General features: G+C 66.2%; 13 protein-coding genes. 3 read left to right on the plus strand and 10 right to left on the minus strand.

Annotation, left to right across the window (positions count from 1 at the left end):
• Window positions 1-10: 10 nt before the first annotated feature.
• Window positions 11-625 (minus strand): SCO family protein, encoded by a 615-nt coding sequence (locus I6I07_RS06025; protein ID WP_232625922.1) that lies wholly within the window; start codon window positions 623-625, stop codon window positions 11-13.
• A gap of 48 nt (window positions 626-673) precedes the next feature.
• A complete protein-coding gene (locus tag I6I07_RS06030; RefSeq protein ID WP_198485989.1) occupies window positions 674-1,471 on the minus strand; it encodes an SURF1 family protein in 798 nt (265 codons plus the stop codon).
• A 36-nt stretch (window positions 1,472-1,507) separates the two neighbouring features.
• On the opposite strand from I6I07_RS06030, the gene I6I07_RS06035 reads away from it, so the two are divergent.
• Window positions 1,508-1,708, plus strand: a complete 201-nt coding sequence (locus I6I07_RS06035; protein WP_006392373.1) for a twin transmembrane helix small protein — start codon at window positions 1,508-1,510, stop codon at window positions 1,706-1,708.
• A gap of 163 nt (window positions 1,709-1,871) precedes the next feature.
• Here the strand turns inward: I6I07_RS06035 and I6I07_RS06040 are convergent, their stop codons facing one another.
• The 5 genes from I6I07_RS06040 to coxB all read right to left on the minus strand — a co-directional run bounded on the left by I6I07_RS06040 (window position 1,872) and on the right by coxB (window position 6,047).
• Window positions 1,872-2,747: a cytochrome c oxidase subunit 3 gene (locus I6I07_RS06040; protein ID WP_006392372.1), complete on the minus strand. Its 876-nt coding sequence runs from the start codon at window positions 2,745-2,747 to the stop codon at window positions 1,872-1,874.
• Window positions 2,748-2,785: 38 nt separating this feature from the next.
• Window positions 2,786-3,010, minus strand: coding sequence for a DUF2970 domain-containing protein (locus tag I6I07_RS06045; RefSeq protein WP_006392371.1), 225 nt, complete (start codon window positions 3,008-3,010; stop codon window positions 2,786-2,788).
• Between the two features lie 6 nt (window positions 3,011-3,016).
• Window positions 3,017-3,145 carry a cytochrome oxidase small assembly protein gene (locus I6I07_RS06050; RefSeq protein WP_006392370.1) on the minus strand — a complete coding sequence of 43 codons (129 nt, stop codon included), beginning with the start codon at window positions 3,143-3,145 and terminating at the stop codon, window positions 3,017-3,019.
• A gap of 35 nt (window positions 3,146-3,180) precedes the next feature.
• Window positions 3,181-4,788: a cytochrome c oxidase subunit I gene (gene ctaD, locus I6I07_RS06055; RefSeq protein WP_006392369.1), complete on the minus strand. Its 1,608-nt coding sequence runs from the start codon at window positions 4,786-4,788 to the stop codon at window positions 3,181-3,183.
• Between the two features lie 101 nt (window positions 4,789-4,889).
• A complete protein-coding gene (gene coxB / locus I6I07_RS06060; protein ID WP_035359862.1) occupies window positions 4,890-6,047 on the minus strand; it encodes a cytochrome c oxidase subunit II in 1,158 nt (385 codons plus the stop codon).
• A gap of 292 nt (window positions 6,048-6,339) precedes the next feature.
• Between coxB and I6I07_RS06065 the strand changes: the two genes are divergently transcribed.
• Window positions 6,340-7,146, plus strand: a complete 807-nt coding sequence (locus tag I6I07_RS06065; protein ID WP_198485990.1) for an NUDIX hydrolase — start codon at window positions 6,340-6,342, stop codon at window positions 7,144-7,146.
• Between the two features lie 97 nt (window positions 7,147-7,243).
• Here I6I07_RS06065 and I6I07_RS06070 read toward each other — a convergent pair whose 3' ends face one another.
• On the minus strand, window positions 7,244-10,057 hold the full coding sequence (locus I6I07_RS06070) for a cation:proton antiporter (RefSeq protein ID WP_198485991.1): 2,814 nt from the start codon (window positions 10,055-10,057) through the stop codon (window positions 7,244-7,246).
• 188 nt (window positions 10,058-10,245) lie between these two features.
• Here I6I07_RS06070 and cpdA point away from each other — a divergent pair, with 188 nt between their 5' ends.
• A complete protein-coding gene (gene cpdA, locus I6I07_RS06075) occupies window positions 10,246-11,085 on the plus strand; it encodes a 3',5'-cyclic-AMP phosphodiesterase (protein WP_198485992.1) in 840 nt (279 codons plus the stop codon).
• A gap of 328 nt (window positions 11,086-11,413) precedes the next feature.
• On the opposite strand, the gene rpoH is transcribed toward cpdA, so the two are convergent.
• Together rpoH and I6I07_RS06085 are read right to left on the minus strand one after the other, a co-directional pair.
• A complete protein-coding gene (gene rpoH / locus I6I07_RS06080) occupies window positions 11,414-12,298 on the minus strand; it encodes an RNA polymerase sigma factor RpoH (protein ID WP_198485993.1) in 885 nt (294 codons plus the stop codon).
• A gap of 206 nt (window positions 12,299-12,504) precedes the next feature.
• The gene (locus I6I07_RS06085) at window positions 12,505-13,194 is read right to left on the minus strand and encodes a hypothetical protein (protein ID WP_198485994.1); all 690 of its coding nucleotides are present in this window, start codon (window positions 13,192-13,194) and stop codon (window positions 12,505-12,507) included.
• Window positions 13,195-13,223 lie beyond the last annotated feature (29 nt).

Consider the following 13,223-nt stretch of genomic DNA (forward strand, 5'->3'; position numbering starts at 1 on the left):
AAATACCGATTCAACCGATGCGCGAGTTATAGACCAGCTTGCTGATGTCCTTGCGCACCTTCACGCCGTCGGCGTCGGCGGGATACTGCATCATCAGGTTGCCCAGGGGATCGATCACCCAGATCGGCTGCGCCAGCCCAGGCTGCCCGGCCACGCCGTCGCGCGCCAGCAGGAAGCGCGCCAGCTGGTCCGGATCGGCGCGCAGCATGATCGTGCCCTGGTAGGCCTCCATCACCTTGTCCGGCACCGGGCCGTCGTCGGTGATGAACCAGACCCGCGCCAGGCGGTCGACGTTCTTGCCCTGGCTGGCGTGGGTGTTGCGGGTGATGTAGAGCTTGCGGGCGCAGCTTTCCGGGCAGGCCGCGCCGTCGGCCGCGACCAGCAGCCACTTGCCCTTCAGGCTCTGCAGGTCGAACGGCTTGCCGTCCAGCGTGGTCAGCTTGAGCGCCTCGGGCGCCGGCACCGGCCGCTGCGGCTCGACCAGCTGGCCGTAGTTGCTGGCGTCGGCCGGCCACCACTGCGGATTCATGTAGACCACGAAGGCCGCCACGATCGGCGCCAGCGTGCACAGGAACACCAGCACCATGGGCGTCAGCGAGCGCCGGGCGGGTTGGGAAGCAGTCATGTCGCGAGCCACGTTGTTTCGGAATCCTGTTGTCGGGAAAGGCGGCGCTCAGGCCACCGGGTCGTTGGCCGCGCGTTGGCGCATGCGCTTGATGGCGCCCCCCAGCACCACCAGCCACGCGATCGCGGCGAACAAGGCAAAAGAGAACCACTCTACCGCGTAGATCGTGTTCTGCTGGAAATTCACCGACGGCTGCGGCCAGTCGTGCACCAGGCCGTCGTCCCCCCCCAGCCCGAACTGGCTCACCACGGCGGGCAGCAGGGTCAGGCCGGTGACACGCGCGTAGGCGTCCAGCGGCAGGTTCTGCACCTGCGGCACCACGCCTCCCGCCGCTGGCAGCGTGGCAGGCAGGCTGGAGGCATCCTGGCCGCCCAGCGACCACAGCTCGAACATGCGCGGCACGCGCGTCGACAGCTCGCCCTTGATGGTCTGTTCGCCCTCGGGCGTGGCCGGCAGCGCCGGCGCGCCCTGGCCCTGGATCACCCGCGGCAGCCAGCCGCGCAGCACCAGCACCGCGGTGCGCTTGTCGGCATCGAGCAGCAGCGGCGTGGCCAGCCAGTAGCCGGGCCGGCCGTCATGGTTGCGGTTGTCCAGCAGTACACTGAATTCTGGCAGCCACGTGCCGCTGGCCTGGGCCACGCGCCACGGTTTCATGTCGGCCGGGGCGGTCGAGGGCGACAACTGCAGCGGCGCCTGGTTGCGGCCGGCCTCGATAGCCGCCAGAATGTCGCGTCGCTCGTCGGCGCGCCGCAGTTGCCATTGGCCCAGCGACGCCAGGATCACCACGGCGATCCCAAGCAGGAGCAAGGCGGCTACCGTGTAGCGGGTTGAATGCGGTCGGGCCATTTGTCTTCAATACATTCGATTTGTCCGGAGACCATCATGCGCGTTTTCGTCGTACTGGCCTTCATCGGGATCCTGGCCAGTCTGGCATCCGCCCTGGTCTACCTGATGCGGGACAAGGGCAGCACCAACCGCACGGTCAATGCGCTGACGGTGCGCATCGGCCTGTCGGTGGCCCTGTTCCTGTTCGTGCTGTTCGCCCACCACATGGGCTGGATCGAAAGCACCGGTCTTAGATAGGCCCGCGTCCGGCCGGTTCCCGCCCAATGCCGGCGGGTCCGGCCCTATTGGAACACGACCACCACGAAACGAAGGGCGAGGCCCGCGGCGCCGGTGTTTCCCGGCGGCCCGCCAGCCTCGCCCCGTGTCCGGCCGACCGGCCCGGCGGCGCCGGGCCCCCGCCTCAGAACCAGTAGACGAACAGGTACAGGCCCAGCCACACCACGTCCACGAAGTGCCAGTACCAGGCGGCGCCCTCGAAGCCGAAGTGATGGTCGGCGGTGAAATGGCCGCGCATCAGGCGGATCAGGATGACCGTCAGCATCGTGGCGCCCAGGATCACGTGGAAGCCGTGAAAGCCCGTCAGCATGTAGAACAGCGAACCATAGGCGCCCGAATTGAACTTGAGGTTCAGCTCGGTGTACGCGTGGTGGTACTCAGCGGCCTGGCAGGCCACGAAGATGAACCCCAGGATGACCGTGGCGGCCAGCCAGAACATGGTCTTGCCGCGATGGTTCTCGCGCAGCGCATGGTGGGCGATGGTCAGCGTCACGCCCGAGCTCAGCAGCAGCGCGGTGTTGATCGTCGGCAGCCAGAAGGGGCCCACGGTCTGGAAGTGCTCGACCACGCCGGCCGGGCCGAAGTTGGGCCACACCGCCTGGAAGTCGGGCCACAGCATCAGGCGGTGGTCCATGTCGCCCAGCCACGGCGTGGTGATGGTGCGCACGTACCAGAGCGCGCCGAAGAACGCCGCGAAGAACATCACTTCCGAGAAGATGAACCAGCTCATGCCCCAACGGTACGACCCGTCGATGCGCTTGCTGTTCATGCCGGCTTCGGATTCCTGGATGGCGTCGCCGAACCAGTAGTACAGCACCACGATCAGCGCGATGAAGCCGACCAGCACCGACCACTTGGCCCAGCTCACGCCGTTGATCCAGCCCGCGGCGCCCAGGCCCATGAGCAACAGCGCCACGGCCGTGCGCACGGGATGCCCCGAATCGGCGGGCACGTAGTAATAGGGTGCCTCTTTACCTTGAACCGAGTGGCTTGCACTCATGGCTTTCTCCCTGGTACTGATTTATAGAATTAAGTGATTCAAGTCAGGCTGGATACCGCCCAACGCACAATTAACACCAGCACGGTCACGAAGATCGCCGCCGCCAACAATCCCGCCACGATCACATGGACGGGATTGAGCCTGGCGCTGTCCTCGCGGTAGCCCGCGCCCTTGCGGACGCCGAAAAACCCCCACGCCACCGCCTTCATCGTCTGAAGAAAACTCAGCTTGCGCTGGGCGGATTCACGCAGGTCGTCGCTCATGGTTCGCTAGCCGCCGATGGCCTTGCCCGTCAACAGCGCCGAACCGCGGAACACGGTCCAGGCGAAAACGGCAATGACGAATACCAGCAGAATCAGTCCTGCGATCTTGTTGCGTCGGCGCTGCTCGGGGGTCATTGCCATGCTGCCTGTTGCGGGGTTGGAATCGGCGCTCACTTGACTTCGGGCGGCGTTTCGAAAGTGTGGAACGGCGCGGGCGACGGCACCGTCCATTCCAGCCCTTCGGCGCCTTCCCACGGCTTGGCCGTGGCCTTCTCGCCCTTGCCCATGTAGCAACGCAGCACCGCCCACAGGAAGATCAGCTGCGACAGGCCGAACCAGAACGCGCCGATGGTGGCGATCTGGTGGAAGGTCGTGAACTGCGCGGCGTAGTCGGCGTAGCGACGCGGCATGCCGGCCAGGCCCAGGAAGTGCATCGGGAAGAAGGTCACGTTGAACGAGATCAGCGTCGACCAGAAATGCACCTTGCCCAGCTTTTCGCTATACATGCGGCCGGTCCACTTGGGCAGCCAGTAGTAGGTGCCTGCGAACAGCGCGAACAGCGAGCCGGCCACCAGCACGTAGTGGAAGTGGGCCACCACGTAATACGTGTCATGCACCTGGATGTCGATCGGCGCCACCGACAGGATCAGGCCGGTAAAGCCGCCCATGGTGAACACGAAGATGAAGCCGATCGAGAACAGCATCGGCGTCTCGAACGTCATCGAGCCGCGCCACATGGTGGCGACCCAGTTGAACACCTTCACCCCGGTCGGGATGGAGATGAGCATGGTGGCGTACATGAAGTACAGCTGCCCGGTCACCGGCATGCCGGTGGTGAACATGTGGTGGGCCCACACGATGAACGACAGCACGGCGATCGAGGCGGTGGCGTACACCATCGAGGCGTAGCCGAACAGCTTCTTGCGGGCGAACGCGGGCACGATGGCCGACACGATGCCGAACGCCGGCAGGATCATGATGTAGACCTCGGGGTGCCCGAAGAACCAGAACACGTGCTGGTACAGCACCGGGTCGCCGCCGGCGGCGGCGTTGAAAAAGCCGGTGCCGAAGTGGCGGTCGGTCAGCACCATGGTGATGGCGGCGGCCAGCACCGGCATCACGGCCAGCAGCAGGAACGCGGTGATCAGCCAGGTCCAGCAGAACAGCGGCATCTTCATCAGCGTCATGCCGGGCGCGCGCATGTTCAGCACGGTCACGATGATGTTGATGGCGCCCATGATCGAGGACGCGCCCATGATGTGCATGGCGAAGATGGCCAGGTCCATGCCCGGGCCCATCTGCAGCGACAGCGGCGCGTACAGCGTCCAGCCGGCGGCGGTGGCGCCGCCCGGCACGAAGAACGAGGCCGTCAGCATGATCGCGGCCACCGGCAGCAGCCAGAAGCTGAAGTTGTTCATGCGGGCGAAGGCCATGTCGGACGCGCCGATCTGCATCGGGATCATCCAGTTCGCGAAGCCCACGAACGCCGGCATGATGGCGCCGAACACCATGATCAGGCCGTGCATGGTGGTGAACTGGTTGAACAGCTCGGGGCGGAAGAACTGCAGGCCCGGCTCGAACAGCTCGGTACGCAGCAACAGCGCCAGCGTGCCGCCTTCGAGCAGCATGACGAACGAGAAGATGAGATACATCGTCCCGATGTCTTTGTGGTTGGTGGCGAAAAGCCAGCGGCGCCAGCCGGTGGGCATGGCGTGGTGGTGGTCATCGTGACCGTGGCCGTGGCCCGGCGACACGTGGTCTACAGTGACGCTGCTCATGATGGACTCCTTCCTGCTGAGTGCCGGCCCCGTTCCACGGAACCGGCAGGGTATCTCTGACTAAACGGAACCAGCTCTGGCGATGGGAAAGCGGGGCGCGATCAACGCGCGGCCGCCACGTCCTTCGGCATCACTGTCGGGTCCTGCCCCTTGCCGGCGTTGCTCCAGGCATGGCGCGTATAGCTGATGACCGCGGCGATCTCGACATCATTGAGCTGGGGCCCGAACGCCGCCATGGCGGTGCCGGGCTTGCCCTTCAGCACGGTGTTGATCTGGGCGGCTTTCGGGCCCAGGACAACCTTGTCTCCGTCGAGCGCGGGGAAGCTGCCCGGGATGCCCTTGCCGTTGGCCTGGTGACAGGCCACGCAATTGGCGGCGAAGACCTTCTCGCCACGGGCAACCAGTTCGGCTTCCGTCCACTCTTTATTGGGATCGTCGGCGTTTGCCGCCATCTTCTTCTTTTGGTCTTCAACCCACTTATCGTAGTCCGGTTGCGACAGGACTTCCACGACGATGGGCATGAACGCGTGGTCCTTGCCGCACAGCTCGGCGCACTGGCCGCGGTAGATACCGGGCTTTTCGGCGCGGAACCACGCATCGCGCAGGAAGCCGGGGATGGCATCCTGCTTGACGCCGAAATCGGGAATCATCCACGAGTGGATGACGTCGGCGGCGGTCAACATCACGCGGATCTTCTTGTCCACGGGCACCACCATGTGGTTGTCCGTTTCCATCAGGTAGAACTGGCCCTTGGGCTCGCGGTTCTCGATCTGGGCGCGTGGCGTCGACAGGGTGGCCAGGAATTTGATCCCGGCGGCGGAGCCGTCGAGATATTCGTAGCCCCATTTCCACTGGTAGCCGGTGACCTTGACGGTCAGGTCGGCGCTGGAAGTGTCTTTCATGGCGACGACCGTCTTGGTGGCCGGCAGCGCCATGGCGATAACGATGATGAAGGGGATGACCGTCCAGGCCACTTCCACGCCAAGGTGTTCGTGGAAGGTCGCGGCCTTGTGTCCGCGCGATTTCCGGTGCGCCCAGATGGAGTAGAACATCACTCCGAAGACGCCCACGAAAATCACAATACAGATCGTGAGCAGCAGCCAGTGCAACCACATGACATCACGCGTGATCTGCGTGACGCCTTCGTGCAGGTTCAGCTGATTGACCTTCGGGCCGCCGGGCATGTCTTGCACCTGAGCGACGGCCACGCTGCCAATCAGCAGCGCACAAGCGCCCAGTATCCCTCTCCACTTCTTCATGCTTACCTCGAAACACGGCGCGAGGGCCCTTGTCGCCTAGTGGCACGGATGTCACTGCAACAGGACTACGCGCAATTATTAGATGGCAGGGTTAAGCAGGGAGATAGAGCGGCCCCCGCGTTCCCACTCGAAATCACAAAGAAACTGGCGGATTATAGCGGACGCGCAAATGGATGTAAGTTTGTGCTCTTGAATTCATACCGCCTGCCCCCATCTGTGCGCGTTCGTTCACGACCCAGGGTAAACAGGGGTGGCATAAAATCGTGGACAGTCTTATTAACACTGCCTCACGATGCCCAAACAGCTGTCCGATCTGTATGCCGCCCTGAGCGTACGGGCCCAGGAGCCCGCCCCGGTTGGCGCGCACGCGCTCTATATAGCGGGGCGCCGCTGCGGCTGGGCCACGCATGCCGCCTGCGATGCCTTGCAAGGCGCCGCTCACATCGAGGCCGATGCCGATGCATTGCGCATCGGCGCGACGCTGTCGCCCGGTCCCGCCCTCGACGCGGTGCTCGAACAGGCCGCGCAACTGTTGCGCCAAGCCAACTGCCTGCGCGGTTGGCGCGATGAATTGCTCGATGTGCTGGATGGCGATATCGCGCTCGGCGTCATCGAACGCGCGGCGATGCGGCCGCTGGGCCTGTTGACCAAGGCCGTCCACCTGAACGCCTGGACGCCCGATGGCCGCATCTGGATCGCGCGGCGCGCGCTCAGCAAATCCACCGACCCCGGCATGTGGGACACCCTGGTGGGCGGCCTGGCCGGCCGCGGCGAAGACCTGGACGTTGCGCTGGTGCGCGAATGCGGCGAGGAAGCTGGCCTGGACGCGCCGGACCTGGCGCAGCGCTCGCCGCTGCGCACCATCCTGCGCATCCACCGCCGCCTGCCCGAGGGCTACCAGGTCGAGGACGTGCTGACCAGCACCTGCGTGCTGGCGGCCAACGCGCGGCCCGCCAACCGCGATGGCGAAGTGATGGAAATCGCGGCCGCCGACGTCGACACCGTGGTACGGCGCGTGGCCGACGGTGAATTCACGCTGGAAGCGGCGCTGGTGATCCTCGAAGACATCATGCAGCGCCGCGCGGCCGGCGAAATCTGAGCCGGCGCGGCGCGCGGGCTGACTGGACGCCCAAAGGGCGCGAATCAGCGGGCGCGCGACTCGACCGCGCCGGACTGCCGGCGCGGACCTCCCCGCATCAGGCGCTGGCGCCTCCCGGCGCCGGGTCCGTCTCGCCCGTTTCGGCCTTGCGCTCCTCGGCCTTGTGCGCGTCGGCGTGACGCGTCTCCACCTGTTGCCACGGCGCGGCGCGCGTCTCGACCTGCTGCGGGCGCGGTTGCGGCTCGGGCTCGCGCGCATCGGCCGGCAGCGCCACCGACGCGCCCGGATCGGCGGCCCGCAGCGCCTGCACCGCCCGCGTATCGAGCCCGTTCTGCGCCCCCGCGGCCTCGGCCGCTTCCGCCGCCTGTGACGGCGTGAGCGCCGAGGCCGGCGCGGGAGCGGGCGCCGGCGCCGCGTTGGCCTGCGAGAACTGCTTCCAGACCTCGATGGCGCGCAGGCGCTGCTTGGCCACCACCTGGATGCGCTCGCGCAGGTGCTCGTCGCGCGCCAGCAGGGCATGGAAATCGCGCGACGACAGCATCAACAGCTTGCTGTAGCCCAGCGAGGTCACCTCGGGCGCGATCTGCTGCTCGCCCAGCAGGCCGAGTTCGCCGAAGAACTCGCCGCTGCCCAGTTCGATCATGGTGTTGTCCGGCAGGTGCACCGCCACCGCGCCCGACGCCACGAAACACATCTCTTCGCCGTGGCGGCCCTTGGTCAGTACGCGCTGGTCGGGCAGCGACAGGCGCGGCTTGAGCAGCTTGCTGATGGCGCGCAGCGAATCGGCCGACAAGCCTTCGAACAGCGGCACGCGGTTGATCAGGTCGGCCGCGCTCATCTCGATGTCGAGCGGCGGGTGCGTGTCGATATGCGCCCAGCGGCTCTTCAACTGCGCCATCAGGTCGGCGTAGACCTCGCCGCTGATCAGGAACTGTTCCAGCATGTCGCGGTAGCGGATCCGCTCCAGCTCGCGCGCCACCCGGCCCAGGTAGCTTTCCTGCAGCCACTGCGCGTACGACGGGTATTGCAGGTTCAACGCCTGCATGGCGTTCTCGATCAGGTCCAGGCGGCGCTGGTGCAGCGACACGATACGCTGCGTGGCGGTTTCACCCAGCAGCGGCGTGATCTGCTCGCGCGCGAACACGATCAGGCGCTGCGCCACCGACCGCTTGCTCATCAGGTTGGCGAAACGATGGCCCAGCTCGCGCGCCAGCCACCCCTGGAAACCGAACAGGTAATGCAGCCGCAAGGCCAGCCGGAAGCCCGAGGAATAGCGCACGTCGGCGATGATGGCGCGCTCGAAGCCCGGCACCCCGCCCATGCGGATCGCGTCCTCCAGCCGTTCGGCCCGCGCCAGCAGCGTTTCCGCCATGCGCCAGTCGACGATCTGCGCCTTGAGGATGTCGAAGAACATTTCCTCCTCGCGCTGCGCCACGATCGCCAGGCCCACCGCCACCCGCTGCTCGTCGCTCATCTGGCTGACCTGGCCGTCATGCACGCTGGTCAGGCTGGCGTCGAACACGGCGCGGATGCGGTCGCGCACCTCGCTGCCGATGTGTTCGGTCTTGGCGACTTCCTCGGTCTTGCCCTGCAGGTCCTCCAGCGCCACCGCCAGCGCCTGGTTGCGGATGGTGCGCTCGACCGGCGACAGCTGGTTCAGCCCCAGCATGCGGATCAGCGGCCGCAGGCTGATGCCATTGACGAACAGCGTCAGCAGCACGAAGCCGGTGGTGGCCACCGCGATGAACTGGCGCGCCTCTTCGGCCACGCCGGTCTGCTCGGTCACGGCCAGCGCCAGGGCCAGCGACACCGCGCCGCGCAGGCCGCCCCACAGCATCACCACCTTGTATGGGTTGCTGACCTTGGTGCCCAGCTTGGTCAGCCCCAGCAGCGGCAGCAGGCCGAACACCACGATGGCCCGCGCCACCAGCGTCACCACGAACACCACCGCCACCAGCACCAGTTCCTGCCAGTCGGCCGCCGCCATCAGCTTGGGGATCAGCATGGCCGCGAACAGGAAGATGAGGGAATTGGCCCAGAAGCCGAATTGTTCCCAGGCGCTCGACAGGTATTCGAAGGTGGTCGGCGACATGCGGGTGCGGCCGGTCGACCCCACCACCAGGCCGGCGATCACCGTGGCGACCACGCCCGACACGTTCAGGTAGTGCTCGGAGATGAAGAAGGACAGGTAGGCCAGCGTCAGCGTCAGCGTGATCTCGGCCGTGGGGAAGCCGCGCAGCCAGGCGAACAGGAAACAGGCCAGCCGCCCCATGGCGAAGCCGGCGATGCCGCCGCCGATGAAGTGCACGATGAAGTCATTGAAGATGCCGCTGACGGTCAGCTCGCCATGGCCGCCCAGCACGGCCAGCAGCACCGAATACAAGGCGATCGACGCGGCGTCGTTGAACAGGCTTTCGCCCTCGACCAGCGTGGTCAGGCGCTTGGGCGCGCCCACTTCGCGGAAGATGCCCACCACCGCCACCGGATCGGTGGTCGCCACGATGGCCCCCAGCAGCAGGCAGACCACCAGGCCATAAGGCGAGATCGCGTCCAGCGTCACGCCCACCACCACGGTGCACACCACCACCGCCACGATCGCCATCATCAGGATCGGGCCGATGTCGTCCATCAGGCGCCGCACGTTCATGGACAGCGCGGTCTCGAACAGCAGCACCGGCAGGAACACCATCAGGAAGGTCTCGGAGGAAATCTCGAACCGTTCCAGCGAGTCGAGGAAGTCGCCGATCCAGCTCGGCGCCCAGCCATGGACGTGCACGATGATACCCAGCAAGCAGCCGACGATAGCCAGCAGCACCGAGTAGGGCAGCTTGAGGCGGCCAGCCAGCGGCGGCATGAAGCACACCAGGGTCAACAGCCCGGCCAGACCGAATACGAGAAAACCTACATCCATGGATAACGCCGCGTCCCGATCATGAAGCTTGTGAAAAGTTCCACAAGAATAGCGGGTTTTCCTGTCGATTCCGGCGAACAGATATTTCCGGCGCACGTTTCGTTACCCCGATCGAGCCAGGCGATACGCGCCGGGACACGAATTTTCGGTAAGGTAGGGGCCGTGCAGAAACTTCGCAGGAGCCGCACTTGGCACGCGTCCATACCCTGGCCCGGCGCACCGACGCCCCGGCCATGCTCGTCCAGCTGACCGATTGCCACCTGTTCGGCGAGCCCGACACCGTGATGCTCGGCGTCAACACCGACGCCAGCCTGCGCGCCGTGCTGCGCCAGATCGAGGCCGACGGCAAGCATCCTGACCTGCTGCTGGCCACCGGCGACCTGTCCCAGGATGGCGAACCCGCCGCCTACCAACGCCTGGCCGCCATCCTGGGCGCCGCGCCGGCGCTGGAAGGCGCCCGGATCCGTTGCCTGCCGGGCAACCACGACCTGCCCGTGGCGATGCGCCATGAACTGCCCGAGTGGTCGGTGCCGGTGACGGACGTGGGCGCCTGGCGCGTGGTCTCGCTGGACACCACCGTGCCCGGCTCGAACGCCGGCCACCTGCCCGACAGCCAGCTCGACCTGCTGGAAGCCGCGCTGGCCGAGGCGCCCGGACGGCACACGCTGCTGGCCATGCACCACAACCCGATGCAGATCGACAGCCACTGGCATGACTCGATGATGATCGACAACCCGCAGGCGCTGTTCAAGCTGCTGGCGCGCTGGCCGCAGGTGCGGGTGCTGCTGTGGGGCCACGTGCACCACGAATTCGACCGCCGCCGCCACAACCTGCGCATGCTGGCCACGCCGTCCACCTGCTTCCAGTTCAGCATTCGCGACGGCAAGCACGTGGTCGACAACCTCGCCCCCGGCTATCGCTGGATCAAGCTCTACCAGGATGGCTCGATGGCCACCGGCGTGCGACGCGTGCAGGACGCGCTGTGGCATGCGGCGCAGCCCGGCCCGGCCAGCGCGCAGGCGGCCTGAGCGGGGCCGCGCGTTTCGCGCGCGCAATAAAAAACGGGGCACCATATGCGTGGTGCCCCGCAAGCATCCGTCTCATAGGGGAGGGGAAAGAGGAGAAGCCGAGACGGATGACAAGACTGCCAACCAAAGTTTGCGGTCTACGTGAAGTTAGGCGGTGCCCACTTCATTAAGTTTCTGGAATCGAGCGTTATTTCGCGGCGAATTTGTATCAATTTATTGGTGCGTCGTGACAACGGCCGCCGCCACCCCTTCCCCGGGGCGCGCCCAGCCGGCGAAGCAAAAGAAAAGGGCCGCGAATCGCGGCCCTTGGCATGGATGCGGCGGGGAATCAGGTGGCCAGGTTGCCGCGCATCTTCTTCAACGCGGCGGCCTCGATCTGGCGGATGCGTTCGGCCGACACGCCGAATTCCTGCGCCAGTTCGTGCAGCGTGGCGCCACCGTCGTCCTGCAGCCAACGGGCTTCGACGATGCGGCGCGAACGCGGGTCGAGCGCTTCCAGCGCGCTCGACAGGCCCGAGCTCTGCAGCTGGTCGCGCGCGGCGCGTTCCAGCACGCGGGTCGGCTCCTGGCGGCCTTCGTCGGACAGGTACGCGATGGGCGCGTAGCTGTCGTCATCGTCGTCCTGGTTCTCGAGCGACATGTCGCGGCCGGACAGGCGCACTTCCATTTCGCTGACGTCTTCGCGGCGCACGTTGAGTTCGCGCGCGATGTGGTCGACCTGTTCCGGGTCCAGCGTCTGGCCGTCCGGACGCATGCTGCGCAGGTTGAAGAACAGCTTGCGCTGGGCCTTGGTGGTCGCCACCTTGACCAGGCGCCAATTACGGATGATGTATTCGTGGATTTCGGCCTTGATCCAGTGCACGGCGAACGACACCAGGCGCACGCCGCGCTCGGGGTCGAAACGCTTGACGGCCTTCATCAGGCCGACGTTGCCTTCCTGGATCAGGTCGGCGTGGGGCAAGCCATAGCCCAGGTACTGGCGCGCCACGGACACCACCAGGCGCAGGTGCGACAGCACCAGTTCGCGCGCGGCGCCCAGGTCTTCGCTGTCGCGCAGGCGGCGGCCGAGTTCGGTTTCGCGTTCGGCCGACAGGACCGGCAGGCGGTTCACGGCCGAGATGTAGGCATCGATCGTGCCGAGCGCGCCCGGATTGGCGATGGCCAACGCCAGGGCGTTGCCGGAAGTGGCCAACGAGGTACTGGGTTGTTTCATTGCAGCGGTCTCCGGAAAGCGAAGGGGTAAAGACATGGATTCGATGTTAGCACTCTAGTAAAGGGAGTGCTAATTCGACTATTGCGGCGCGTCAAAGTTTCCATTCAATGACACGTCCCCATTTTAAATCCGCATCGGGCGCGTGGCCGCCAGCGCCCTGGCGGGCCGGGTCCGCTTCGCCCGCAATCGCGGGCCGGATGTCCCGGCTACCAGCCCAGGCGTTTCAGCCCGGCCGCGGTGGCGTCGCCATCCGGACGGGCGAACAGCGCGCCGCGCGGATCCATATAGACCTGGTACTTCGCGCCGTCGAACAGCGGCATGTAGGCCGCGCTGCCGAATTGGACATCGACGAAGGGGAACCAGTTCGGGAAGCTCTGCTTGAGCGAACCCAGGTCCGGCGCCGGCCAGTCGTCCAGCGCATGCACCGAACGCGTCGCCGAGGCCTCGCGCGCGGCGTCGCTGTAGCGGCCGGACAGGCGTTCCAGGCGGTACAGCGGCGACACGCCGGCCATCAGGGCCGGCAGGCGCCAGCGCACCACGCGGGCGTCGATCTGCCACTGGTCGCCATACAGCACGTATTGCTTGGTGCCCACGCCCGGCGCGCTGGCGCTGACCTGGAACTGGCCTTCCGCCTGCTGGCGGATCTCGATCCGGGCGACGGGTTCGTCGGTGGTCAGCTTGAAGAACTGCACCAGCGACAGCGCCAGCAGCCCCGACACGCCGCCCAGCAACAGCAGCAACAGGCCGAACACGCGCCGCACGGGCCGGAACTGGAAGGTGCGCCGGCCGCGCTCGTCGCGCGGGCCGCCCTTGCCCAGCAGCATCGCCAGGCCCGGCAGGAAGACGACCACCGCGGCCAGCAGGATCCAGACGAAGGGAGCGATTCCGTTGATCAAATCAGGCGGTCCTATACAAAGAACGCCAC

The organism is Achromobacter deleyi, assembly GCF_016127315.1.
Taxonomy (GTDB): Bacteria; Pseudomonadota; Gammaproteobacteria; order Burkholderiales; family Burkholderiaceae_B; genus Achromobacter; species Achromobacter insuavis_A.

Coding starts and splice junctions, on each gene's coding strand:
- I6I07_RS06030 (WP_198485989.1), bottom strand. CDS start 1,471: ATGGCCCGACCGCATTCAACCCGCTACACGGTAGCCGCCTTGCTCCTG.
- I6I07_RS06025 (WP_232625922.1), bottom strand. CDS start 625: ATGACTGCTTCCCAACCCGCCCGGCGCTCGCTGACGCCCATGGTGCTG.
- I6I07_RS06065 (WP_198485990.1), top strand. CDS start 6,340: ATGCCCAAACAGCTGTCCGATCTGTATGCCGCCCTGAGCGTACGGGCC.
- rpoH (WP_198485993.1), bottom strand. CDS start 12,298: ATGAAACAACCCAGTACCTCGTTGGCCACTTCCGGCAACGCCCTGGCG.
- I6I07_RS06070 (WP_198485991.1), bottom strand. CDS start 10,057: ATGGATGTAGGTTTTCTCGTATTCGGTCTGGCCGGGCTGTTGACCCTG.
- I6I07_RS06040 (WP_006392372.1), bottom strand. CDS start 2,747: ATGAGTGCAAGCCACTCGGTTCAAGGTAAAGAGGCACCCTATTACTAC.
- ctaD (WP_006392369.1), bottom strand. CDS start 4,788: ATGAGCAGCGTCACTGTAGACCACGTGTCGCCGGGCCACGGCCACGGT.
- I6I07_RS06045 (WP_006392371.1), bottom strand. CDS start 3,010: ATGAGCGACGACCTGCGTGAATCCGCCCAGCGCAAGCTGAGTTTTCTT.
- coxB (WP_035359862.1), bottom strand. CDS start 6,047: ATGAAGAAGTGGAGAGGGATACTGGGCGCTTGTGCGCTGCTGATTGGC.
- I6I07_RS06050 (WP_006392370.1), bottom strand. CDS start 3,145: ATGACCCCCGAGCAGCGCCGACGCAACAAGATCGCAGGACTGATTCTG.
- I6I07_RS06035 (WP_006392373.1), top strand. CDS start 1,508: ATGCGCGTTTTCGTCGTACTGGCCTTCATCGGGATCCTGGCCAGTCTG.